At 63.7% G+C, this 24,904-nt stretch carries 21 protein-coding genes; 9 read left to right on the forward strand and 12 right to left on the reverse strand.

Annotation, left to right across the window (positions count from 1 at the left end; translation table 11 throughout):
* The first annotated feature begins 7 nt into the window (after positions 1 to 7).
* On the forward strand, positions 8 to 1,006 hold the full coding sequence (locus tag GR167_RS04450; protein ID WP_160972229.1) for a polysaccharide pyruvyl transferase family protein: 999 nt from the start codon (positions 8 to 10) through the stop codon (positions 1,004 to 1,006).
* A gap of 61 nt (positions 1,007 to 1,067) precedes the next feature.
* On the opposite strand, the gene GR167_RS04455 is transcribed toward GR167_RS04450, so the two are convergent.
* From GR167_RS04455 to GR167_RS04470, 4 genes are read right to left on the reverse strand one after another with little or no spacing between them, the layout of a single operon-like run.
* Positions 1,068 to 2,231, reverse strand: coding sequence for a M20 aminoacylase family protein (locus GR167_RS04455; protein WP_160972230.1), 1,164 nt, complete (start codon positions 2,229 to 2,231; stop codon positions 1,068 to 1,070).
* Positions 2,232 to 2,250: 19 nt separating this feature from the next.
* Entirely contained in the window at positions 2,251 to 3,411 is a 1,161-nt protein-coding gene (locus GR167_RS04460; protein ID WP_160972231.1) for a M20 aminoacylase family protein, read from the reverse strand.
* Between the two features lie 10 nt (positions 3,412 to 3,421).
* The gene (gene argE, locus GR167_RS04465) at positions 3,422 to 4,579 is read right to left on the reverse strand and encodes an acetylornithine deacetylase (RefSeq protein WP_160972232.1); all 1,158 of its coding nucleotides are present in this window, start codon (positions 4,577 to 4,579) and stop codon (positions 3,422 to 3,424) included.
* Between the two features lie 9 nt (positions 4,580 to 4,588).
* Complete coding sequence (locus GR167_RS04470; RefSeq protein WP_160972233.1) at positions 4,589 to 6,409, reverse strand: ABC transporter ATP-binding protein; 1,821 nt, start codon at positions 6,407 to 6,409, stop codon at positions 4,589 to 4,591.
* Between the two features lie 301 nt (positions 6,410 to 6,710).
* On the opposite strand from GR167_RS04470, the gene GR167_RS04475 reads away from it, so the two are divergent.
* From GR167_RS04475 to GR167_RS04490, 4 genes are all read left to right on the forward strand, one after another.
* Positions 6,711 to 8,411, forward strand: coding sequence for a peptide ABC transporter substrate-binding protein (locus tag GR167_RS04475; RefSeq protein WP_160972234.1), 1,701 nt, complete (start codon positions 6,711 to 6,713; stop codon positions 8,409 to 8,411).
* A gap of 107 nt (positions 8,412 to 8,518) precedes the next feature.
* Positions 8,519 to 9,526, forward strand: coding sequence for an ABC transporter permease (locus GR167_RS04480; RefSeq protein WP_160972235.1), 1,008 nt, complete (start codon positions 8,519 to 8,521; stop codon positions 9,524 to 9,526).
* A complete protein-coding gene (locus GR167_RS04485) occupies positions 9,519 to 10,481 on the forward strand; it encodes an ABC transporter permease (RefSeq protein WP_160972236.1) in 963 nt (320 codons plus the stop codon). Before GR167_RS04480 ends, GR167_RS04485 begins: the two co-directional genes overlap by 8 nt.
* A 222-nt stretch (positions 10,482 to 10,703) precedes the next feature.
* Positions 10,704 to 11,765: a YeeE/YedE family protein gene (locus tag GR167_RS04490; RefSeq protein ID WP_160972237.1), complete on the forward strand. Its 1,062-nt coding sequence runs from the start codon at positions 10,704 to 10,706 to the stop codon at positions 11,763 to 11,765.
* Here GR167_RS04490 and GR167_RS04495 read toward each other — a convergent pair.
* The 6 genes from GR167_RS04495 to GR167_RS04520 all read right to left on the reverse strand — a co-directional run bounded on the left by GR167_RS04495 (position 11,701) and on the right by GR167_RS04520 (position 18,327).
* Positions 11,701 to 12,975, reverse strand: coding sequence for a DUF3422 family protein (locus GR167_RS04495; RefSeq protein WP_160972238.1), 1,275 nt, complete (start codon positions 12,973 to 12,975; stop codon positions 11,701 to 11,703). The genes GR167_RS04490 and GR167_RS04495 overlap by 65 nt on opposite strands.
* 301 nt (positions 12,976 to 13,276) lie before the next feature.
* Entirely contained in the window at positions 13,277 to 14,752 is a 1,476-nt protein-coding gene (locus GR167_RS04500; RefSeq protein ID WP_160972239.1) for an NAD(P)(+) transhydrogenase (Re/Si-specific) subunit beta, read from the reverse strand.
* Between the two features lie 17 nt (positions 14,753 to 14,769).
* A complete protein-coding gene (locus GR167_RS04505; protein WP_160972240.1) occupies positions 14,770 to 16,341 on the reverse strand; it encodes a Re/Si-specific NAD(P)(+) transhydrogenase subunit alpha in 1,572 nt (523 codons plus the stop codon).
* A 124-nt stretch (positions 16,342 to 16,465) separates the two neighbouring features.
* Positions 16,466 to 16,915: a methyltransferase family protein gene (locus GR167_RS04510; protein WP_160972644.1), complete on the reverse strand. Its 450-nt coding sequence runs from the start codon at positions 16,913 to 16,915 to the stop codon at positions 16,466 to 16,468.
* Positions 16,916 to 16,954: 39 nt separating this feature from the next.
* On the reverse strand, positions 16,955 to 17,380 hold the full coding sequence (locus GR167_RS04515; RefSeq protein WP_160972241.1) for a rhodanese-like domain-containing protein: 426 nt from the start codon (positions 17,378 to 17,380) through the stop codon (positions 16,955 to 16,957).
* Positions 17,377 to 18,327 (reverse strand): MBL fold metallo-hydrolase, encoded by a 951-nt coding sequence (locus GR167_RS04520; protein WP_160972242.1) that lies wholly within the window; start codon positions 18,325 to 18,327, stop codon positions 17,377 to 17,379. The genes GR167_RS04515 and GR167_RS04520 overlap by 4 nt, the downstream gene beginning before the upstream one ends.
* Before the next feature lie 148 nt (positions 18,328 to 18,475).
* Here GR167_RS04520 and GR167_RS04525 point away from each other — a divergent pair, with 148 nt between their 5' ends.
* Together GR167_RS04525 and GR167_RS04530 are read left to right on the forward strand one after the other, a co-directional pair.
* Positions 18,476 to 19,228 (forward strand): SDR family NAD(P)-dependent oxidoreductase, encoded by a 753-nt coding sequence (locus GR167_RS04525; RefSeq protein ID WP_160972243.1) that lies wholly within the window; start codon positions 18,476 to 18,478, stop codon positions 19,226 to 19,228.
* A 250-nt stretch (positions 19,229 to 19,478) separates the two neighbouring features.
* Complete coding sequence (locus GR167_RS04530) at positions 19,479 to 22,256, forward strand: Hint domain-containing protein (RefSeq protein ID WP_160972244.1); 2,778 nt, start codon at positions 19,479 to 19,481, stop codon at positions 22,254 to 22,256.
* A 192-nt stretch (positions 22,257 to 22,448) separates the two neighbouring features.
* Here the strand turns inward: GR167_RS04530 and GR167_RS04535 are convergent, their stop codons facing one another.
* Complete coding sequence (locus tag GR167_RS04535) at positions 22,449 to 23,228, reverse strand: gamma-glutamyl-gamma-aminobutyrate hydrolase family protein (protein ID WP_160972245.1); 780 nt, start codon at positions 23,226 to 23,228, stop codon at positions 22,449 to 22,451.
* A gap of 110 nt (positions 23,229 to 23,338) precedes the next feature.
* A complete protein-coding gene (locus tag GR167_RS04540; protein WP_160972246.1) occupies positions 23,339 to 23,932 on the reverse strand; it encodes a helix-turn-helix domain-containing protein in 594 nt (197 codons plus the stop codon).
* A 167-nt stretch (positions 23,933 to 24,099) separates the two neighbouring features.
* Between GR167_RS04540 and GR167_RS04545 the strand changes: the two genes are divergently transcribed.
* The gene (locus tag GR167_RS04545; RefSeq protein WP_160972247.1) at positions 24,100 to 24,594 is read left to right on the forward strand and encodes a fasciclin domain-containing protein; all 495 of its coding nucleotides are present in this window, start codon (positions 24,100 to 24,102) and stop codon (positions 24,592 to 24,594) included.
* A gap of 43 nt (positions 24,595 to 24,637) precedes the next feature.
* Positions 24,638 to 24,844, forward strand: a complete 207-nt coding sequence (locus GR167_RS04550; RefSeq protein WP_160972248.1) for a DUF378 domain-containing protein — start codon at positions 24,638 to 24,640, stop codon at positions 24,842 to 24,844.
* Positions 24,845 to 24,904 lie beyond the last annotated feature (60 nt).

The raw sequence follows: 24,904 nt of genomic DNA on the forward strand, positions 1-24,904 counted from the left end.
CCCGCCCATGCTCAAAGCCGTTGTGATGAACGACACCGCGACCCGCTACCATCACGGCTGCGCCCGGGTGATGCGGCTGCTGGTTGGCGGTCTGCAAAAGCACGGGGTCGAGGTGATCGCCCGCAGCGCCGCGCGCAACGACTGGGATCAGGACGAAGCCTTCCTTTCAGCGCTGGCCGAGGCCGATGTGATCGTGATCAACGGCGAAGGCACCCTCCATCACGGCAAGCCGGATGGCGAGAAGCTGCTGAAGATCGCGCAGCACCCGGCCCGCGCAGGCAAACCCATCGCCCTGATCAACGCGCTTTACGAAGACAACCCCGATGACTGGGGCACCTACCTGCGAGACATCGACCTGATCGCGGCGCGCGACAGCGACAGCGCGCAGGCGATGCAGGCGGCGGCGTGCAAGGTGGTGCGCTGGCTGCCCGACCTGTCGCTGTCGGCCCCCGCCGATGTCGCCCCCCTGCCTCGCCACGGCATCCTCGTCGGCGATTCCGTGCGGTTCGAAAAGCGCCGGGTGCTGGCGCGGGCGGCACAGGCCCTGCCCGGCGCGCGGTTCATCCCGACCAAGACGCTGCGCGGCCGCATCTGGACCCTGCCGCTGATCGGGGCGCTGGCACGCGGGGCACTGTACCGGCTCTACAACGGGGTGATGCCGCTGCGCGCCCCCCGCTTCGAGATGGCACCTGATGAAGCCGCCTATTTGCGTGAAGTCGCCGGGGCCGAGCTGCACATCACCGGCCGGTTCCACGCGATCTGCCTGTCGATGCTGGTGGAAACGCCGTTCCTGGCGCTAAGTTCCAATGCCTCGAAAATCGAACGGCTGCTGCGCGATGCCGGGATGGATGCATCGCGGATCGTGGGCGAGGACGCGCTGCAAACGCCCCCCGAAACGGCACCATTTTCCGAAGATGAACTGCGCCTGATCCGCGCCTTCCGCACGAAAGCGCAGGCCGAGGCGGATCGGTTGTTCGAAGATATCGCCGCCTTGGCCTCGCGCTAGTCAGCGTTTTCCGCAATCGGAAAACGGGGCGAAACCTGCGTCAGATTTCGCCCCTCCGGCCTTAGGCTGCCGGCATCCGTTTTTCGACAACTTCGGCCCACCAGGAACACCCGGCCGGGATCGCGTCGTCGTTGAAGTTGTATTCAGGATGGTGAACCATCGCCGTGTCGCCGTTGCCCACGAGGATATAAGCGCCGGGGCGTTCTTCCAGCATGAAGGCGAAATCCTCGCCGCCCATCACCAGCGGTGCCTCGTCACACTGGCCGCTGATCGACCGGGCCACCTCGGCGGCGAAATCGGTCTGGTCCTCGGCATTCACCATCACCGGGTAATTGCGGTGGTAATCGAGCTTGGCGGTGCCGCCGAAGGTCGCCGCCACCCCGTTGCAAATCTCGCCGATCCGCTTTTCCGCCAGGTCGCGCATTTCGGCGCTCATCGTGCGCACGGTGCCCTTCAGCGTCACCCGCTGCGGGATCACGTTGAACGCCTTCGACGAGGTTTCGAACGAGGTCACCGAGACAACCACCTGATCGACCGGATCGGCATTGCGGCTGGCGATGGTCTGCAGCGACAGCACCGCCTGCGACGCCATTACCGTGGTGTCGACGGTTTCATGCGGTTTCGCGGCGTGGCCGCCGACACCTTCGAATTCGATTTCGAACACATCCGTTGCGGCGAAGAACGCGCCGGGGCGGATGGCGAAGCTGCCCACCGGGCGGCCCGGCCAGTTGTGCATGCCGTAAACTTCCTGGATGCCCCAACGGTCCATCAGCCCGTCGTCGCACATTTCCTTGCCGCCGGCGCCGCCCTCTTCGGCGGGCTGGAAGATGACAACCACGGTGCCGTCGAAATTGCGCGTCTCGGCCAGGTACTTGGCCGCGCCCAGCAGCATCGCGGTGTGACCGTCATGGCCGCAGGCATGCATCGCGCCGGGGGTTTTCGAGGCGTATTCCAGCCCGGTCTGTTCCAGGATCGGCAGCGCATCCATGTCGGCGCGCAGCCCGATCACCTTGCCCGATCCGGTTTCCTTGCCCTTGATCACGCCCACGACGCCGGTCCGGCCAATGCCGGTCACCACTTCATCACAGCCGAATTCCTTCAGCTTCTCGGCGACGATGGCGCTGGTCCGGTGGGTATCGTAAAGGATTTCGGGGTGTTCGTGCAGGTCGCGGCGCCAGACGGTGATTTCATCCTGCAATTCTGCAAAACGGTTCTTAACGGGCATAATACTGGTCCTTCTTTCTTCAGGCGCGCGGCAGGCGGCGTTCGATCAGTTCGGCGAAGAAGCTGCATCCCAGCGGGATCGCGGCATCGTCGAAATCATAGGCAGGGTGGTGGCACATCGGCGTATCGCCGTTGCCCAGGAAGATATAGGCGCCGGGGCGCGCTTCGAGCATGTAGGAAAAATCCTCGGCCGGCATGATCGGCGGGGTATCGGCATCGACCTTGGTCCCGACCGCCTCGGCGGCCTCGATGGCGTATTGGGTCTGCTCGGCGGCATTCACCGTCGGCGGGTAGCCGCGATGGTAATTGACCTCGGCGGTGGCGCCATAGGCCTCGGCGGTGGCCTTGGCCACGGCGGTCAGCCGTTCCTCGATCAGGTCGCGCACATCGGCGTCGAAGCAGCGCACCGTGCCGCGCAGCTTGGCAGTCTGCGGGATCACGTTCTGGGTGTCGCTTTCGGTCAGGAAGGTCGCCACGGTCAGCACCGCGTGTTTCACCGGGTCGACATTGCGCGACACGATGGAATTCAGCGCCACCACCACGTGGCTCGCCGCCAGCGTGGTATCGACCGCCTCATGCGGCACGGCGGCATGGCCACCCTTGCCGGTCACCTTGATGTCGAATTCATCGGCAGAGGCCATCATCGGCCCGGGACGGATGGCGAATTCGCCTACCGGCGTGCCGGGCATGTTGTGCAGGCCGTAGACTTCCTGCACGTTCCAGCGGTCCATCGCGCCGTCCTCGACCATCTTCAGACCGCCACCGCCGCCTTCTTCGGCCGGCTGGAACAGCAGCACCACGGTGCCGTCGAAATTGCGCGTCTCGGCCAGGTACTTGGCCGCGCCCAAGAGCATCGCGGTGTGGCCGTCATGGCCGCAGGCATGCATCGCGCCCGGCGTCTTGGAGGCGTAATCGAGCCCGGTGATTTCATCCATCGGCAGCGCGTCCATATCGGCGCGCAGCCCGATCACCCGGTCCGACGTCCCCGCCTTGATGACGCCGACGACTCCGGTGATGCCGATGCCCTCGACCACCTCGTCACAGCCGAATTCGCGCAGCTTTTCGGCCACCACGCCGGCGGTGCGGTGCACGTCGAACAGGATTTCGGGGTGTTGATGGAAATCATGCCGCCATTCGGTGATTTCACCATGCATTTCGGCGAAGCGGTTCTTGATCGGCATAGCGACCCCCTTACAGCCTGTCGAGCAGGCGTTTCATGAAATCGTGCCCGGCGTTGAACTGGGCCACGGTGATGTATTCGTCGGGCTGGTGCGCCTGTGCGATATTGCCCGGCCCGCAGACCACGGCGGAATATCCCGCGGCCTGGAAATGCCCGGCCTCGGTGCCGTAGCTGACCACGTGATTGCCGTTGTCGCCGGTGATCGCGCGGGCGATCGCCTCGGCCTCGCCCTGCTGTTCCGGGGCCAGGCCCGGCAGGCCGAATTTCTCGATGATCTCGATCCGGGTTTCAGGCACCACCGCCTGCATCTCGGCCTCGACCTCGGCGACCTTGGCGAGGAACAGTTCGCGCCACATTTCCGGGTCTTCGTCCGGCAGGATGCGGAAATCGACGCCGAATTCGCAATCCTTGGCGGTGATGTTATGGGCGGTACCGCCGGAAATCTGGCCGACATGCAGCGTGGTCCAGGGCGGTTCGAACAGCGAAGCGACATCCGACGGGTCGCGCGCCATGTTGTCGGCGTTCACCTGGTTGGCCCATTCGATCAGCTTGGCGCCATACATGATCGCGTTGACGCCGGTGTGCATGATGGAACTGTGCACCTCGAACCCGTGCATATGCACCCAGAAGGCGCGGCCGCCCTTGTGGGCCGTCACCGCCTGCATCACCGAAGGTTCGCCGACGATCACCGTCGCGGCCTTCGGCAGGACCTCAAGCATCCGTTCGATCATCGGCGGCGCGCCGGTGCAGCCGACTTCCTCGTCATAGCTCAGCGCCAGTTGCAGCGGCCGGGTCACGCCCTTGTACTTGGCCTCGACCAGGGCCCAGATCGACAGCGCGTCGAAACCCTTCATGTCGCAGCAGCCGCGGCCGTAATACTTGCCGTCGCGTTCCACCACGGTGAACGGGTCCGACGCCCAGGGCTGGCCGTCCACCGGCACCACGTCGGTATGGCCGGACAACACGATGCCGCCCTCTTCCTCGGGCCCGACATGGGCGAAGATCGCGGCCTTTTCGTTGTCTTCGTTGTAAAAACGATGGGCGGTGATGCCGTGGCTGTTCAGGTATTCCTCGACCCAGTCCACCAGCGGAAGGTTGGTGTCACGGCTGACGGTTGGAAAGGCGACAAGCCGTTCCATGATCTCATAGGGCGATAATCGCGCGGGCATTTTGGGACCTCAGTATCCACTGTCCGTGGTCAGCACGAAGTGACCCGGACTTACTTCTTGATATTCCGACGGGGCGGCCTCGTATCCGATCGGGTGGATCGGCGACGGGATCGGTTTGAAATTCAGCTCGCGTTCGGATTTGCGGGTGCGGGGATCGGCGATCGGAACCGCCTTCATCAGCGCCTGGGTATAGGGGTGCTGCGGGTTTTCGAACACCGCCTGGCGCGGCCCCATTTCGACGATCCGGCCCAGATACATCACGCCCACGTCGTGGCTGACCCGTTCGACCACCGCCATGTCATGGCTGATGAACAGGAAGGACAGGCCCAGCTCGGCCTGCAGTTCCATCATCAGGTTCAGCACCTGCGCCTGCACCGACACGTCGAGCGCCGAAACCGCTTCGTCCGCGATGATCAGTTTCGGGTTCAGCGCCAGGGCGCGGGCGATGGCGACGCGTTGCCGCTGGCCGCCGGACAGTTCGTGCGGATAGCGGCGCATGAAGCTGCGCGGCAATTCGACACGGTCGAACAGCATCGCCACGCGGTCTTCGCGTTCGCTGCCCGAATGGGTGCCGAAATTCTTCATCGGCTCCGCCACCGCCGCGCCCAGTTGCATCTGCGGGTTGAGCGAGGCGAACGGGTCCTGGAAAATCATCTGCATGTCGCGCCGCGCATCGCGCAGCTGACCGTGATCCAGCGCCATGATGTCGGTGCCGTCCAGGTCGATCTGCCCCGACATCGGTTCGACCAACCGCAGGATCGAGCGGCCGCAGGTCGACTTGCCGCAGCCCGATTCGCCGACCAGCGACAGGGTGCGGCCCTTGTTGAGGGTAAACGACACATCCTCGACCGCGTGCACATTGGCGATGGTGCGGCGGAAGAACCCGCCCTTGACCGCAAACCGGGTCACCAGGTTCTTCACCGTCAGCAACGGCTCGTCGGTGCCGGGAATGGGCTTGATCTCTCCCTGTTCGCGGCCCAGAAGCTTCATCGGTTCGGGCAGCGGCTTGCCGGTCATTTCGCCCAGCTTGGGCACCGCGGCCAGCAGCGCCTTGGTGTATTCGTGCTGCGGGTTCTCGAAGATCTGTTCGACCGTGCCTTCTTCGACCTTGTTGCCGCGGAACATGACCACGACGCGGTCGGCCATCTGCGCCACCACCGCCATGTCATGGGTGATGAACATCACCGCGGTGCCGGTTTCGCGCTTCAGCCGGTCCATCAGCGCCAGGATTTCCGCCTGGATCGTCACATCCAAGGCGGTGGTCGGTTCGTCCGCGATCAAAAGCCGCGGTTCGCAGGCCAGCGCCATCGCGATCACCACCCGCTGCCGCATGCCGCCCGACAGTTCGTGCGGATATTGCTTCAGCCGCCGTTCCGGTTCCGGGATACGCACCTGTTTCAGCAGTTCCAGCGCGCGCGCCTCGGCCTCGTCGCGGGTCATGCCCTTGTGCAGGCGCAGACCCTCGGTCAGCTGCCGGCCAACGGTGAAGACCGGGTTCAGCGCCGTCATCGGCTCCTGGAAGATCATGCCGATTTCGTTGCCGCGGATGGTGCGCATCAAATTCTGGTCGGTTTTCGACAGATCGAGCTCTTCGCCATCTTTTCGGTCAAAAATCAGCCGACCGCCTGCAATTTCACCGCCGCCGAATTCCACCAGCCGCATCAAAGACAGGCTCGACACCGATTTGCCGGACCCGGATTCGCCCACGATGCAGACGGTTTCCCCGGGATTCACGTTGAAGGAAACATCCTCAACCCCAACGACGGGGCCGTCTTTCGTTTGAAATTCGACCCGTAAATTCTCGATCCTGGCGATCGGTTGGTCCAGCATCGCGCCCATCCCGCTATTTTTTGATCATTACCCGACGACGCTACAGACAGGTCCGTCCCGGTGTCAAACCGGTAACGTCGCTGCCCCCGGGTCAGCAGACCGCCCCCTTGCATTTTTTAAACAATACGTTTGAACTGCCTTCAGTCGTGGAACGGACGGGGCCGAATTCACCAATAAACTTGTGTGAATAACAGTCCCGACCCACCTCCGCAGACAGAATCAAAACCATCGCCGGGGCGGCTTATGCGGTCTTGTCGGTGGCAAAGCGGGGAATAACTCCGCGCCCAACAAGGAGACGAAGATGAAAATTAAATCGGTTTTGCTAGGCGCAGTCGCTGCGACCGCCCTGGCCCCTGCCGCATTCGCCGAGCGCGGATCGGACGGCCATGTCAATGTTATCTATTGGCAGGCGCCCTCGATCCTGAACCCCTATCTGTCGAGCGGCACCAAGGATATCGAATCCTCGTCGCTGGTGATCGAACCGCTGGGCCGCTATGACCCCACCGGTGCGCTGGTTCCCTATCTGGCCGAAGAAATCCCCACCGTTGAAAACGGCGGCGTGTCCGAAGACCTGACCTCGATCACCTGGAAACTGAAGCCGGGCCTGAAGTGGTCGGACGGGTCGCCCGTGACCTCGGCCGACGTGAAATTCACCGCCGATTACTGCATGCATCCCGAAGGCGGCTGCGCCCAGCTGGCCAAGTTCGAAGGCATCAGCAGCATCGACCTGATCGACGACCTGACCGTCAAGGTCAACTTCTCGGAACCCAAGCCGAATCCCTATGGCGCCTTCATGGGTGGCCAGTCGCCCATCCTGCAGAAAGCGCAGTTCGAAAACTGCATGGGCGCCAAGGCCCCGGAATGCACCGACGCGAACTTCGGCCCGATCGGCACCGGCCCCTTCGCGGTCACCGAATTCCGTCCCAATGACGTGATTTCGATGGTAGCGAACCCGAACTACCGCGACCCGGCCAAGCCGGCCTTCGCCACCCTGACCTTCAAGGGCGGCGGCGACGCCACCGCGGCGGGCCGTTCGGTTCTGGAAACCGGCGAATTCGACTACGCCTGGAACCTGCAGCTGGCCCCCGACGTCATCGCCAAGATGGAAGAAGCCGGCAAGGGCAAGACCGTGGCGGCCTTCGGTTCGCTGGTGGAACGGATCGAAATGAACATGACCGATCCGTCGCCGTCGCTGCCCGAGGGCGAGCGTTCGACCGCCAAGCATCCGCACCCGGCGCTGTCCGAACTGGCCGTCCGCAAGGCGCTGTCGATGGCGATCGACCGCGAACTGCTGGTGGAAATCGGGTATGGCAAGGCCGGCCGCGCGACCTGTAACCTGGTCCCCGCCCCGGCGATGTATGCCTCGGACAACACCGACTGCATGACCCAGGACATCGAAGGCGCCAAGGCGCTGCTGGAAGAAGCGGGCTGGAAAGTCGGCGCCGGCGGCATCCGCGAAAAGGACGGCGTCAAGCTGAGCCTGCTGTACCAGACCTCGACCAATGCCGTGCGCCAGGACTTCCAGGCGCTGATCAAGCAGTGGTGGAGCGAAATCGGCGTCGAAACCGAGCTGCGCAACATCTCGGGTTCGGTGTTCTTCGGCGGTGACCCGGGCTCGCCCGACACCTTCCAGAAGTTCTATGCCGACGTGGAAATGTACGCCAACAACTTCGACGGCACCGACCCCGAAGCCTATCTGGCGCAGCACACCTGCGAAAAGGCACCGAAACCGGAAAGCCAGTGGCAGGGTGAAAACATCAACCGCTTCTGCGATCCCGAATATGACAAACTGGTCGCCGAGCTCGGCAAGACCGGCATCCTGTCGGAACGCGGTGCAATCGCCAAGAAGCTGAACGAGATGCTGACCAAGGACAGCTATGTCGTGGTGCCGCTGGTCGACCGTGGCCGCGTGTCGGCCCATTCCAACACTCTGGGCGGTGTCGTGCTGAACACTTGGGACTCGGAGCTGTGGAATGCAGCAGATTGGTACCGGATTAAGTAATTCGGACCATTTTTACCCCGGCCTGACCAAGGCCGGGGTTTTTCTGGCCCTCTGTTCGGTGTTACTCTCGGACAGATAATAAGACCAAGCCGCAAAGGCCTCCGTATATGCTCACCTTTACCGTCCGACGACTGGTGTTGGCCGTCCCGACACTGCTGTTCATCAGTCTCGTCATCTTCCTGTTGCTCGAACTCGCCCCAGGCGACCCGATGGCGCAGGTTCCCCTCACCGTTCCCCCCGAAGTCAAAGAAAAGATGCGCGAAGCGCTTGGCCTGGGCCAGCCCGTGCATATCCGTTTCCTGAAATGGCTGGTGCAGTTCTTCTGGATCGAACCGCAAATCCTGATCGACAATATCTTCGGCACCGGCTTGGCCGAAGGCAAGCTGCGCGTGCTCAGCTGGCAGACCCGCAGCCCGGTGATGGATATCGTCGTCCAGCGGATGCCGCAGACCCTGTGGGTGGTCGGCATGTCCTATATCATCGGCGTGCTGATCGCGCTGCCGATCGGGATTTATTCCGCTTATAAGCAATATTCGATCTTCGACCAGGTCGGCACCTTCGTGTCGATGGTCGGCTTCTCGGTACCGACCTTCTTCACCGGGGTTCTGCTGATCGTGATCTTCTCGGTCAACCTGGGCTGGTTCCCGTCGATCTACGACACCACGCACAAGGTCACCGACTGGTCCAGCTTCGTGTTCCAGCTGCGCCAGATGGCGATGCCGGTCTTCGTGCTGGCGCTGTATAACGCGGCGCAGATCAGCCGGTTCATGCGTGCCTCGATGCTCGACAACCTGAACCAGGATTACGTCCGCACCGCCCGCGCCAAGGGCCTGGGCGAAAAAGCCGTGGTGCTGGTGCATGTGCTGCGCAACTCGATGATCCCGGTGGTCACCGTGATCGCGCTTGGCGCACCGCAGGTATTCGGCGGCGCGATCATCACCGAACAGGTGTTCAAGGTGAACGGGCTGGGCCAGCTGCTGATCGGCGCGATCGAGGCCAACGACCTGCCGATGGTGCAGACGCTGACCTTCATCTTCGCGCTACTGATCGTGCTGTTCAATATTATCGCTGATGTCCTCTACGGCATCCTGGACCCGAGGATCCGCTATGACTGAGGCTCCTGAAAAAGTCATCCCCGCCGCAGGCGGCGCCACCCCGGCCGGTGCTCTGGCCGATCCGATCCCCGTCGCCCCGCCGCGCAGCCAGTGGCGCGCGGTCTGGCAGCAGTTCAAGACCCACCGCGGCGCGCTGCTGGGCGGGATCATCTTCCTGGTGATCGTGCTGGCGGTGTTCATCGGGCCGCTGGTCTGGCCCTATGACGCCACCTATATCGACATCCGCGCTCGCAACCAGGGCCCCAGTTTCGCCCACCCTCTGGGCACCGACCAGCTGGGCCGTGACACGCTGGCCCGGATGATGGCGGGCGGTCAGACCTCGGTGGCGGTGGGCATCACCGCGATGCTGCTGGCGCTGTTCCTGGGCAGTCTTGTTGGCGTGGTCGCAGGCTACTTCAAGCGGCTCGACGGGCCGCTGATGCGGCTGACCGACCTGTTCCTGGCGCTGCCCCTGCTGCCGCTTCTGCTGGTGATGGTGCTGCTGTTCCGCGACGCGCTGAACCAGGCCTTCGGGCCGGAAACCGGGATCTTCATCCTGATCGTCTGCGCCATCGGCGTGACCAGCTGGATGCCCACCGCGCGGATCGTGCGCGGTGATGTGCTGGCGCTGAAGGAACGCGAATTCGTTCTCGCCGCACGCTCGATCGGCACCCGCAACACGATGATGATCCTGCGCCACGTGCTGCCCAATGTGCTGAGTCCGATCATGGTCTCGGCCACGCTGGGCATCGCCAACGCGATCATCACCGAAAGCGCTTTGTCCTTCCTCGGGCTTGGCTTTCCGCCGGATTTCCCGACCTGGGGCCGGCTGCTGTTCGACGCCACCGATTACCTGCAGCAATATCCCGAACGGGTGTTCTGGCCCGGCGTGGCGATTTCGCTGACGGTGCTGAGCGTGAACTACCTCGGCGACGGCCTGCGCGATGCGCTGGACCCGCGTATCCGGGGGCGGTGATCCGAGCGGCGATCAAAGCGAAATAAGAACAAAGGCAAGGCCCGCAGGTTTTCCTGCGGGCCTTTGTCGTGCCAGCGGCTGCGTTGGACGATACCGTTCCATCGGCCCCGCCTTGAGCAGAACGTTATTCCACCAACACGCCTCCAATCCGCTCCTTGAAAGATTGATTTCCCAAATCCGTTCCGCCAACTGTGCCTCCGTTCCAAACCAATGGGGGCTCCCATGTTCGAAACTTTTGGCTTTGAAAATCTGACCGCGCCCCAGGCCGCCGTTTACGCGGGCCTGATCCTCGGCGCCCTGTTCGGCGCGCTGGCGCAGATCACCCGTTTCTGCTTCCGCCGCGCCGTGGTGGGCGACGACCGCAGAGAGGCCGCAGGCGTCTGGCTGACCGCTTTGGCGCTGGCGATCCTCGGCACCCAGTTCATGGCGATGAACGGGCGGATCGGCTTCGGCGATCACCGCTTCATGGCCACCGACCTGCCCGTCGCCGCCATCGCCATCGGCGGGCTGCTGTTCGGGGCGGGCATGGTGCTGACCCGGGGCTGCGTGTCGCGGCTGACCGTGCTGACCGGGTCGGGCAACCTGCGGGCGCTGCTGGTGCTGGTGGTCTTCGCCACCACCGCCCATGCCACGCTGAAGGGCGTGCTGGCGCCGCTGCGCAGTGCGCTTGGCAACTACACCGTGGCGCTGGACAACGCCGCCCTGCCCGGCGCCGGTCCGATCCTCGCTGTCGTGCTGGCTGCGCTGCTGCTGTCCCAGGCCGCCCGCTCCGGCGCGCGGCCGCTGCACCTGGTCCTGGCCGGGTTCATCGGTCTGATCGCGGCCTCGGGCTGGGCCGTCACCGGTTACGTGCTCTACGACGATTTCGATCCCATCGCGCTGGAAAGCCTCAGCTTCACCCTGCCCGCCGCCGAAACCCTGTTCTGGGGCATCGCGTCCAGCGCGGTCTCGCCCACCTTCGGCACCGGGCTCTGGGGCGGCGTGATCGCGGGGGCTGCGACCGCGGCGCTGATCCGCGGCGAATTCCGCTGGCAAAGCTTCGAGACCCCGCGCCAGACCGGCCGCTACATGGCCGGGGCGGTGTTGATGGGCGTGGGTGGCGTGCTGGCGGGCGGCTGCACCGTGGGCGCCGGGCTGTCGGGCGTGCCGACCCTGTCCATCGCCGCCGTGCTGGCGCTGCTGTCGATCGGCACAGGCGGTTGGATCAGCGGCCGGATGCTCAGTGAAGGTGCCGCGTCATCCGCCGGATCATCAGCCACACGATCGCTACAACCGGCAGAGTGACGATGGCCGTCATTTCCCCCTTGCTGAGCCCCAGCGGTTCGGCAAGGGGATAGGTCGCATAGGACACCAGCGACACCGCGTAATAGCTGATCGCCACCACCGACAGGCCCTCGACCGTCTTCTGCAGCTTCAGTTGCAGATCGGCGCGGCGGTTCATGCTTTCCAGCAGCTTCTGGTTCTGCGCCGAGCGCTCCACGTCGACGCTGGTCCGCAGCAATTCGCCCGCCCGGATCGCCCGGTCGGCCAGCGCCGCCAGCCTCCCCTGCGTCGATTTCACCGTGCGCATCGCCGGGTCATAGCGGCGCATCATGAATTCCTTGAAGGTCTGGCGCCCGTCGAAACGCTGTTCGCGCATCACCTCGATCCGCTGGTGCACGATCGCCTCATAGGCCTCGGTGGCGCCGAAGCGGAAGGCGTTGCGCGCCACCATGTGTTCCAGCTCGGCCGAGGTCGACAACAGCCCCGCCAGGGTGCGGTCGGCCTGCGCCGTTTCCGCGCTCATCTCGTCCATCAACCCGGTCAGCTGATTGTCCAGCTCGGCCATCCGGCCCGACATCTGCTTGACCCGGGCAAAGCCCAGCATCGACAGGCTCTTGTAGGTTTCGATCTCGCACAGGCGCTGCACCACCCGGCCCACCCGGCGGCTGCCGGCGCCGGGATTGACGAAGACGGCAAAGCGCATGTGCCCCGCCGGATCGATGCGGAAATCCCCGGCGATCACCGCCGCATCGTCCAGCACCCGCGACGCGGCCAGGCTTTCGGGCACGAACCACTGGCCGAGCATGTCGCGCATGGCGTCCAGCTCGGGCCGCTCAAGCACCCGGATCAGCGCTGAACTGACCCGCGCGCCCGGCGCGGCGGCCAGCCAATCGGAGGGAAACACCTCGAAATCCGTCGGATCGTAGGGCCGGTCGCTCAGCGTGTTGGAAAAGGCGGTATAGGTCACGAATTCGGTATGGCTTTCCCATTTCAGCAGATGCCGCCCGATCTGGCCGGAATAATGCGTCGCGCCCGGCTTGGGATGCGGCGCGCCGTGGCGGTCCAGCAGCGCCAGCAGGTGATCCAGGTCCGCCTGCCGGTCCCGTCCGGCGGCATCGTCGGTGCGCTTGATCGCCAGATAGGCCGCGGTGCAGGGCACGTCGAGCGACGGGAAGGGTCGCGCGTGCAATTCGTTGGCCAATTCGTAGCGAAGCGGGTGATCTTCCAGCATGGCGCGGCCTTTTCTGATCCTTTTCCCCGTTTCTGACACAGCCCGCATAAAAAACCAATCCTTTTCAATGCGTTGAACGCATACCTTCGCATACGCGCAATAACCTACCAAGCCATAGCGGAAATTTCGGCTACCGGGCTGATCGGGATCAACCCGATCAACAGGTCCAGTCCCGCGAAATCGCGGTGCGGCACCTCATCAATCCGGGTCAACCGCCGAGCGATTGGGCTTAGAAGCCCCCTGCGCCCACACGAAAAAGGGCGCCCCGAGGGGCGCCCTTTCAATTCCGCGTCGACCAGGATCAGGAGATCTTGGTCAGCAGTTCGTCCAGCGACTTCTTCGCGTCGCCATAGAACATGCGGGTGTTTTCCTTGTAGAACAGCGGGTTTTCGATGCCCGAGTACCCGGTGCCCTGACCACGCTTGGACACGAAGACCTGCTTCGCCTTCCAGCATTCCAGAACCGGCATGCCGGCGATGGGCGAGTTCGGATCTTCCTGCGCCGCCGGGTTCACGATGTCGTTCGAGCCGATCACGATCGCCACGTCGGTATCCGGGAAATCGTCGTTGATCTCGTCCATTTCCAGCACGATGTCATAGGGCACCTTGGCTTCGGCCAGCAGCACGTTCATGTGCCCCGGCAGACGGCCCGCAACGGGGTGGATCGCGAAACGCACGTTCTTGCCCTTGGCGCGCAGGCGCTTGGTCAGTTCGGAAACCGACTGCTGGGCCTGTGCCACGGCCATGCCGTAACCCGGGATGATGATGATGCTGTCTGCTTCGTCCAAAGCGGCAGCAACGCCATCGGCGTCGATCGCCACCTGTTCGCCCTCGACTTCCATCGCCGGACCGGTGGTGCCGCCGAAGCCGCCCAGGATCACGCTGATGAAGGACCGGTTCATCGCCTTACACATGATGTAAGACAGGATCGCACCCGAGGAGCCGACCAGCGCGCCGGTCACGATCAGCAGGTCGTTACCCAGCGAGAAGCCGATGGCCGATGCCGCCCAGCCCGAATAGGAGTTCAGCATCGACACCACCACCGGCATGTCGGCGCCGCCGATGCCCATGATCAGGTGATAGCCGATGAAGAAGGCCAGCAGCGTCATCACCAGCAGCGGCCACAGCGCGCCGGTGCTGAAGTAGATCACCAGCAGCACGACCGAACCCAGTGCGGCAGCGGCGTTCAGGTAGTGACCGCCAGGCAGCTTCTTCGCCTTGCCGTCCACCTTGCCGGCCAGCTTGCCGAAGGCAACGACCGACCCGGTGAAGGTCACGGCACCGATGAACACGCCGAGGAAGACTTCGACCTTGAGGATGTTCAGCTCGACCGCGGTCTTGTGCGCGACCTTGCCTGCGAACCCGTCGATGCCCTGGTCATGCAGCCACGACAGCAGCCCGGTTTCGTTCAGCGAGGTGGGCGCGTTTGCCATGATCTCGGCCACGCGGCTCATTTCGAACTGCGCGTTGAAGCCGATGAACACGGCGGCCAGGCCGACGAAGCTGTGCAGCGCCGCAACCAGCTGGGGCATTTCGGTCATTTCGACCTTCTTTGCCACCAGTTGACCGGCAAAGGCGCCCGCCGCGACCATGACCAGCACGATCAGGTAGTTGCCGATGCCCGGGCCGAACACCGTGGCGAGAACCGCCAGGGCCATGCCGACGATGCCGTACCAGACAGCGCGCTTGGCGCTTTCCTGACCGGACAGACCACCCAGAGACAGGATGAAGAGAACAGTTGCCGCGATGTAAGCGGCGGAGACGATACCAATGCTCATTTATCCGCTCCCTCCGATCAAGATTTCTGGAACATCGCCAACATGCGGCGGGTGACCATGAAGCCCCCGACGATGTTGATCGTCGCGATGAGGATGGAGATGGCCGACAGGACCACGACCAGCCAGTTGCCGGACCCGACCTGCAGCAGCGCGCCCAGGATCACGATGCCCGAGATCGCGTTGGTCACCGCCATCAGCGGCGTATGCAGCGAATGCGACACGCCCCAGATCACCTGGAAGCCCACGAAGCAGGCCAGCGCGAAGACGATGAAGTGCGACATGAAGCTGGCCGGAGCGAAGGCGCCGACGATCAGCATCAGGACCGCACCGACGGCCAGAAGCGTAACCTGGAACTTGGTCTGCGCCTTGAACGCGGCCACTTCCTTCGCGCGTTTTTCTTCCGGCGTCAGTTCCTTCGGCGCTTCCTTCTTCTGTGCCGCGATGGCCTGAACTTTCGGCGGCGGCGGCGGGAAGGTGATGTCGCCTTCGAAGGTCACGGTGGCGCCGCGGATCACGTCGTCTTCCATGTTGTGCACGATCTGACCGTCCTTTTCGGGGGTCAGGTCGGCCATCATGTGACGGATGTTGGTGGCGTAAAGGGTCGATGCCTGTGCCGCCATGCGCGAGGGGAAGTCGGTGTAGCCGATGATGGTCACGCCGTTATCGGTGACGATCTTCTCATCCGCGACGGTCAGCTTGCAGTTGCCGCCCTTTTCCGCTGCCAGGTCGACGATGACGGAGCCGGGTTTCATGGCTTTCACCATGTCTTCGGTCCACAGTTCCGGCGCTTCGCGGTTCGGGATCAGCGCGGTGGTGATCACGATATCCATCTCGGGCGCCAGTTCACGGAACTTGGCCAGCTGCGCTTCACGGAATTCGGGGCTGGAAACAGAGGCATAGCCGCCGGTGGCGGCGCCGTCCTGCTGTTCTTCCTCGAAGTCCAGATAGACGAATTCGGCGCCCATCGATTCAACCTGCTCGGCCACTTCGGGCCGCACGTCGAACGCATAGGTGATCGCACCCAGCGAGGTCGAGGTCCCGATCGCGGCCAGACCGGCCACACCGGCGCCCACCACCAGAACCTTGGCCGGGGGCACCTTGCCCGCCGCCGTGATCTGGCCGGTGAAGAAGCGGCCGAAGTTGTTGCCCGCCTCGATCACCGCGCGGTAACCGGCGATGTTGGCCATCGACGACAGCGCGTCCATCTTCTGGGCGCGCGAAATACGCGGCACCATTTCCATGGCGATCACGTTGGCGCCCTTGGACTTGGCGGCCTCCATGCCTTCTTCGTTCCCGGCCGGGTTGAAGAAGCTGATCAGGGTCTTGCCCTTGGTCAGGCGCTTCAGCTCGGTTTCGTTGGGCTGACGCACCTTGGCAACGATATCCGCGGATTTCCACAGCTGGGCGGCGGTCTTGATGACCTCTACGCCGGCTGCTTCATAAGCCGCATCCGAAAAGCCGGCATTCGCACCTGCCCCGCTTTCGATGGCGCATTCGTAACCCAGCTTCTGCAATTGCAGCGCCGAGTCCGGGGTCATCGCGACGCGATTTTCCCCTTCGAACACTTCTTTTGGCGTTCCGATTTTCAACTTTCACGTCCCCCTTCAGAACATTATTGGACCCGCTCCGACAGAACAGAGCTATATAGCTTCGCTTCGCGCAATTATATTGCGCAGAATATCGCACCCCAGATGCACGTATCGACCGCCGCTGTCAAATCCAACGGCGAGTCTTTTCGCAGTATCTGGCAAAATCGGCACGATATTTTAACCTTAAACGATTTTCCTCGGGAATCACGAAGCGTTTTTCGATCACCCAAAGAAACAAAGGGATCAGCGGCAGCGCTAACACCGCGTCAAACCGCAGAATCAACCCGGCCAGGACCAGAAGGTCGCCCAGATAGATCGGGTTGCGCGACCGGCTGAAGATGCCGCTTTGCACCATCGTGCTGGCGTCGCGGTGCGGAATGACGGTGGTGCGGTGCTTGCGCATCTCGGTGAAGGCCAGCGCCATCAGGATCACGCCGCCGCCGACCAGGATACCGCCGAGGAAATCGGCGACCGCGCCGCCGAAGCTCAGCCCCATCGGATAATAGGTCGCCTGCAGCCAGGCCAGCACCACCGCGCCCAGCAGCCAGACCGGCGGGATATCGATCCATTTCATCATGCGCTTATCGCACCCTTTACCTTGGCGCCCGAACCGTCATTCCGGTTTCCAGGCGGCCTCCTGCTGCCAGCCGGTGAACCCGTCCTGCAGCACCAGCACGTTTTCGTGCCCCATCAGCCGCGCGGCGAAGGTCGCCTGCGCCGACAGGCTGCCGGTATTGCAGTACAGGATCACCATGCCGTCTTCGGGCAATTCATCGATCCGCCCCGGAATTTCGCGCCATTCTATATTCACCGCGCCGGGGATATGGCCGGCCTCAAACTGCTGCGCATCGCGGGTATCGACGAAACGCGCGGACTCGAACACCGCCTGGTCGATCTGCTGCGGCAGGATGACGCCGGATTCGTAGGTGGCGAAATCCATGTAGTCGATGATCGCCTCGGCCACGGCGTCGTCCTGCGCCAGAACCGGGCCCGAAAGCCCGATCAGCGTGGCAATACCAATGGCCGACAGACGGATCATTCCCACTCCATTTCCTCGAAGACCCGGCCCGCGTTCTTGGTCGCCAGTTCCTCGAACGTATCGAGATTGCGCCAGCGTTCCTGGTCCACGTAATAGGCCCCGGCCAGGTCGCCGCCATTTTCGATATGTTCGCCGATCTTGGTCCGCAGGTCGACAAGATAATCGTGGGTATACCGGCGCACCTGCGCCAGGTTGGTCGGATGGCCATGGCCCGGGATCACATAGGTCGGGTTCAGCGGCTCCAGCTTGGTTTCCCAGGTTTCGATCCAGCAGCTGGTGCAGGTGCCCTCGAAGATCGGAGGCATCCGTTCGTGGAACGCGATATCGCCCGCGATCATGAAGCCCCATTGCGGCAGCCAGACCTGGGTATCGCCCGGATCATGCGCCGGACCCAGATGCAGCACCTTGATCTCGACCCCGCCCAGGGTCAGGTCGTATTCGTCCTCGAAGCTCAGGTTCGGGGTGACGATCCGGGTGCCCTCGGCCTTGTCGCGGTTATAGCCTTCCATCCCCTGCAGGATGAAATCGGCGTCCGAGGTGAAGGCTTCGATCGCGTCCACATGGGCCAGGATGTCGACCCCCTGGTCGACCCAGTAGGAATTGCCCAGCATCGCGTGACCCTGGCCGTTTTCATTGATCACCAGCTTCACCGGCTGATCGGTCACCTTCTTGATCTCGTCATGCAGCGCCTTGGCCAGGCGCGCGGAGGCGCCGCCGTTCACCACCACCACGCCCTCGTCGGTGACGATGAAGGACAGGTTGTTGTTATGGCCCGAATTTTCATAAGTCGGCGGCGCGGTGGCGCCAATGGCGGAAAACACGTGCGGGATCACCTCGACCGGCTTCGAATACAGCTCGGATTGCGGGTATTGATCGGCGATGTCTTCGCTGGCGGCAGCGGCCTGTGCCGCAAGGGCCAGGGCCCCGGCAAGAATAAGCGGTTTCATGAAAACTCCTCCTGGTACCAAATCAGGCCGCGAAATTCACAGATATGAATTTGATTGTAAAGGCCAGAGCCTACCGTGACGTAACGCTCGTCTTGCGGCACGGTCGCGGGCGGCTACCCTGCCCTGGAAGCTACGGGAGGAGCATAACATGGAATTGACAGGTAAACACGCATTGGTCACCGGCGGCGGCACCGGAATCGGCCTGGCCATCGCCCGGGCGCTGGCCGGCGCCGGGGCGCAGGTGACCATCACCGGACGGCGGCAAAACGTGCTGGAAGAGGTGGCCGAGGCCAACATGTACCCCGCCGCGATGGACGTGACCGATGAGGCCCAGGTGGTGCAGGTGATCGACGATGCGGTCGCCGCGCGCGGCCCGATCCAGATCTGCGTCGCCAATGCCGGCATCGCGGTGGGCAAGAAGCTGCACAAGACCGATACCGAATTCTGGCGCCAGATCATGGCCACCAACCTCGACGGCGCCTTCTTCACCATCCGCGAATCGATGCGCTCGATGCTGACCACCGACTGGGGCCGGGTGATCGCCGTGTCGTCCATCGCGGGCGTTCGCGGCCTGCCCGGCGGCGGCGCCTATTCGGCGTCGAAACACGGGGTGATCGGCATGATCCGCTCGATCTCCGAGGATTTCATGGGCCAGCCCTACACGTTCAATTCGCTCTGCCCCGGTTACGTCGACACCGACATCATCAGCCGCAACGTGGAATCGATTTCCCAACGCTCAGGCATGAACGAAGACCAGGCGCGCGAGGTGATGGTCAACGCCAACCGCCACAAGCGCCTGATCGCCGCCGAAGAGGTCGCCGCCGCCGCGCTGTGGCTCTGCGATCCCAATTCCGGTTCTGTCAACGGCCAGGAAATCCAGATCGCCGGCGGCAAGGTCTGACATAATGAAACATCCGTCCGGCCCGGCATTGCCCCGGGCCGGAGGCCCAAGCTAGACGATTGTGACGACATCCGGGCAGCGCGCCACATCCGCGCCCAGATCGCGCCGATCCGTCCCAGACTTACCTCAATTCCCGCCCAATTCGGTCTCACCGCGATTGTAGTCATTTCGGAAACGGTCGGTCGGCTGCCCCCTTTTGCCTCGGCAAAGCGGAAACAGCCCCCCGGCCCGCGATCTGGAATTGAGTACGATGGCAACGATGAATTCAGGGCTGGGCGGCCCAGCCGGTTACGGTGAAAACACCTTTTCCTCCGCCGTGAAAGCGGTGGGCGGCAACGATGACGGCTCGGTCGAAATCGACGTCACCTCGGTCTTCGGCCCCGAAGGCATCGATTACTTCGGCACCAGCTACGACTCGGTCTTCCTGAATTCAAACGGCACGATCAGCTTCGGCGCGCCCCAGACCGCCTATGCCCCCGATCTGGCCGGCACCGACATCCCCACCATCGCCGTGTTCTGGAGCGATATCGACATCGCCGAGGGCGGTGAGATCTATTGGGATATCGACCCCGACGCGGGCACGGTCACCATGACATGGCTGGATGTCGCGCCCTATTCCGGCCGCGGCGACAATTCCTTCCAGCTGGTGCTGACCTCGACCGGCGACGGCAATTTCACCAGCGAATTCATCTATGAAGACGTCAGCTGGACCAATGGCGGCAGCGGTACCGCGCAAACCGGTTTCAGCGATGGCAACGGCACCGTCATGGCGCTGGACGGATCGGGCGATGGCCGGGCGTTGCGCGATTACGAAACCCGGGATTTCGGGACAGAAGACCCCGCCGGCAGCTTCAGCCAGGACTTCGCCAACGGCACCCCCGCCGATCCCGACGGGGTGGTCGATGGCAGCACCGGCGCGGATGCCATCGACAGCGCCTATTACGACGCCGACGGCGACCGGGTCGGCAGCGGCGCCGATTCCGTGATCGCCGGGGCGGGCGACGACACCGTCCAGTCCGGCGCGGGCAATGACACCGTCTCGGGCGGCTCCGGCGCCGACGCGATCGATGGCGGCGACGGCGACGACCTGATCTATGGCGACAACCAAACCGATCCGGCCCCGACCGCGCAAGTGCTGGACTGGACCGCCCAGGGCAATGACGGCGCCAACCTCAGCGGCGGCTTCACCCAGGACACCGGCGACATTTCGGTCACCGTCGACTTCACCGACGACGGCAACAACAACGCCACCTACGAAGTCGACACCGCGACCCAATATGTCGGCGCGGGCGAGGATTTCGATGCCAATTCCGGCCTGCGGCTTTACGGCAATGGCGACGGCCCCACCTCGACCACCACGCTGAGCTTTGCTGCCAATCCCGGCAGCGACGCGGCGGACGAGGTGCAGAACGTATCCTTCCGACTGAACGACATCGACTGGGGTTCAAACAACCACACCGATGTCGTCACCATCAACGCCTATGACGCCGACGGCAATCCGGTCGCGGTGACGATCACCCCAGGCAGCGGCGACACGGTCAGCGGCAACACGATCACCGCCGAAACGGTCGGCGAAAGCGAAAGCGACCTGGGCGGATCGGCCCTGATCGAAATCGCGGGCCCGGTCGGCAGTATCGAAATCATCTATGGCAACGGCCAGGACGGCACCCAGGCGATCTGGATGACCGACATGCATTTCGACACCATCCCGGTGATCGAAGACGGCAGCGACACCCTGTCGGGCGGGGCGGGCAATGACGCGATCTTCGGCCAGGGCGGCGATGACAGCCTCGACGGTGGCACCGGCAGCGACACGCTGGACGGTGGCGACGACAACGACACGCTGCAGGGCGGCGCGGGCGGCGACAGCCTGTCGGGCGGCGCGGGCATGGATTACCTCGACTATTCCGGTTCCGACGCGGCGGTCGATATCGATCTCGGCGCCGGCACCGCCTCGGGCGGTCATGCGACGGGCGACACGCTGGCGGGCGGGCTCGACGGGATCATCGGGTCGGACTGGAACGACACGCTGACCGGCTATGACGGCGAAGGCGCGGACTGGACCAACGTGTTCTATGGCGGCGCGGGCGACGACCTGATCGACGGCGCGGGCGGCGGCGATCTGCTTTACGGCGAAGACGGCAACGACACGATCATCGGCGGCGCCGGGGCCGACCTGATCGACGGCGGCGCGGGCGACGATGTCATCCACGCCGGATCGGGCGACAGCGCCGTGGGCGGCGCGGGCAACGACCTCTTTCTGATCGATGAGACCGCGCTTGGCGGCGGCACGATCAGCCTCGACGGCGGCGAAAGCGACGAACCCCTCGGCGACACGCTCGATTTCGGCGGGCTGATCGATTGGGACGACGTCACCTATACCAGCACCGACCCGTCCGCCTTGGCCGGGTCCGCCACCCTGTCGGACGGGACGCTGGTGGAATTCTCCAACATGGAGGACGTGATCATCTGCTTCACCGGCGGCACAATGATCCAGACCGCCCGGGGCGCCCGCCCGGTCGAGGACCTGCGCCCCGGCGACCTGGTACTGACCCGCGATCACGGCATGCAGCCGCTGCGCTGGATCGGATCGCGCGGCGTTACCGGCACCGGCAATTTCGCCCCGATCCGCTTCGCCCCCGGCACGCTTGGCAACGACCGCGCCCTGCTGGTGTCGCCGCAGCACCGAATGCTGCACAAATCGACCTCGGCCAATCTCTATTTCAACGATCCCGAGGTGCTGATCCCGGCCAAACACATGATCGACGGCAGCGCGATCCAGCAGATCGAACAGCTGAGGGTCGACTATTACCACCTGCTGTTCGACCGCCACGAAATCGTCTTCGCCGAAGGCGTCGCCTCGGAAAGCTTCCATCCCGGCCACATGGGCCTGCGCGCGCTGTCGCAGCCGTCGCGCGAGGAACTGTTCACCCTGTTCCCGGAGCTGCGCAGCGATCCCAACGGGTTCGGCGATACCGCCCGGCTGTGTCTGAAAGCCAATGAGGCGCGGGTGCTGATGGCCGCCTGAGGCGGAAGAAGGGGCCCTGCCCCTCTTGGCTTTCAGCCAATTCACCCCGGGATATTTTCGAACAGAAGAAGACTTGAAGCCTTCACCCCTTCTCCTGTTTCCCAAATATCCCCGCCGGAGGCATCCCGAAAGAAAATGTCGCAGGCATTTTCTTGAGATATAAAGCGCGCCCGGAACGGGCGCACAATCAGGTCACGCCGTTTGCTTCAGCGCGCCGCGCGCCTTGCCCGCGACCCAATCATGCACGGCGCGGCCGAAGGCTTCGAACAGCGGCCGCGACACCGGATCATTGGCGGCGTCGTATTCCGGGTGCCATTGCACCGACAGGGTGAAGCCCGGCGCGTCCTTGACATAGATCGCCTCGGGCGTGCCGTCGGGGGCGTAGCCGTCGATGACGATCCGTGCGCCCGGCTGCTTGATCCCCTGGCCGTGCAGCGTGTTGGTCATCACCTCGCGCGCGCCCATCAGCCGGTGGAACGGGCCGTTTTCGCTGAATTCGACCGTGTGGCGCAGGGCGAATTTTTCCTCCAGCGTGCCGTCGGGGGGCATCCGGTGGTTCATCCGCCCCGGCAGGTCGCGGATTTCGGGGTAAAGCGATCCGCCCATCGCCACGTTGACCTCCTGGAAGCCGCGGCAGATGCCCAGGAAGGGTTGGCCGCGTTCGACGCAGGCGCGCACCAAAGGCAGGGTGATCGCATCGCGGTGGCGGTCGAAATCGCCATGCGCCTCGGTCGCGGCTTCGCCGTATTCCTCGGGGTGCACGTTGGGGCGGCCGCCGGTCAGCACGAAACCGTCGCAGGTGTCCAGCAATTCCTCGACGCTCAGGAAACGCGGGTCGGTGGGGATCAGGACCGGCAGGCAATCGGACACGGCCGAAACGGCCTCTGTATTCATCTGCCCGCCAGCGTGGACGGGGTAGGAATCGTTGATGATATATTGATTGCCGATGATACCGACGACGGGGCGTGCCATCCTGAGCCTCTGCTAACCTTACGACATATGAAATAATATGATCGCGCGGCGAATGAAATAGCAGATCGCCCAGACTGCACCCTGCGCCAGCGCACATGCCGCAACAATGATCATTCCGCGGTGTCCGGCGTCACCACCACCATCGCGCTGCAGGGATCATCGCCGGCATTGCGATAACTGTGTTCGAAGCTCGGATCGAAATAGACCGAATCCCCCTCCTCCAGCAGCTCGATCCCGCCATGAATGCTCAGCTCCAACCTGCCCGAGATGACATAGACGATTTCGGCCCCGTCATGCCGATGCGGCTGCGACGGGTCGGCCTTGGTGGGGAATTGCGCCAGGTAGGCGTTCAGCTTGCGCGCGGGCACCGGGAAATCGAGGCTTTCGAAGTAATAGCCCGGATCGCCCCGCATCTGGTCCGGCAGCCGCAGCCGGTCCTTGGCCCGCACCACCTCGACCACCGGGCGCGCGGCCCCGTCGGCGAAGAAATGGTCCAGCCCGACGCCGAACACCATGGCGATCCGCAGCAGCGTCGGCAGGGTCGGGAAGACCTGGCCGCGTTCGATCTTCGACAGCATGCCGGCCGACAGCCCGGTATGATCGCCAAGCTGCGCCAGCCCCAGCCCGCGCTCCGATCGCAGGGCCCGGATCTTCGGACCGATTCGGTAATTTTCCAGACCTTCGACCAGGGTTTCGGACAGCATTGCAGACCTTTCCTTTCCCGACACGCAACGGGATCGCGCCCGTTTTTCATGATAATAAAATAATGTTCTCTTCACGCAAATGTGCATTTAGTGAACATTTTTTTCACATCATTCATTTTCCCCACGTTTCGCCGGAAAGGCAACGCAATTCAGCAAGGAGAGACCCAATGCCCTTTGGAAAGACCCTGAAAGCCGCAACCGTCGCCCTGACCTTGGGCCTGGCCCCGCTGGCCGCCTGCGCCGACGGTCATGGCACGAAGATGGATATCGTCGACACCGCCGTGAAAGCGGGCCAGTTTGAAACCCTCGCCGCCGCGCTTGGCGCCGCCGGGCTGGTCGACACGCTGAAGGGCGACGGCCCCTTCACCGTCTTCGCCCCCACCGATGCCGCCTTTGCCGCGCTGCCCGCCGGCACGGTCGATGATCTGCTGAAGCCCGAGAACAAGGACAAGCTGACCGCGATCCTGACCTATCACGTGGTGCCCGGCAAAGTGATGTCGACCGATCTGTCTGACGGCATGATGGCGGACACCGTTCAGGGCGAGGACCTGACGATCAAGCTGGGCGACGCGGTGATGGTGGGCGACGCCAAGGTGGTCAGCGCCGATATCGAAACCTCGAACGGGGTGATCCACGTGATCGACAAGGTGCTGCTGCCCTGACGGCGCGCGCCCCCTGTGAATTCAATCAAACGGAGACATCATCATGAATGCGCTTAATCTTCTCACCCTGATCCTGCTGATCGTCGGCGGCCTGAACTGGGGGCTCGTCGGGTTCGCCGGGTTCGATCTGGTCGCCGCGATCTTCGGCGACGGGTCCGTTCTGGCCCGGATCGTCTATGCCCTCGTGGGCCTGTCGGCGGCCTGGCAGATCGTCGCCGCGAACAAGCGGATGAGCCCCGCAACCAGCTGATTGCCAGCTGAACGAGCACAGCCGGCGGCGGGATCACGACCCGCCGCCGTACCCCTGCCA

Origin of the sequence: Thalassovita mangrovi (assembly GCF_009857745.1) — a bacterium.
GTDB classification, from domain to species: Bacteria; Pseudomonadota; Alphaproteobacteria; order Rhodobacterales; family Rhodobacteraceae; genus Thalassobius; species Thalassobius mangrovi.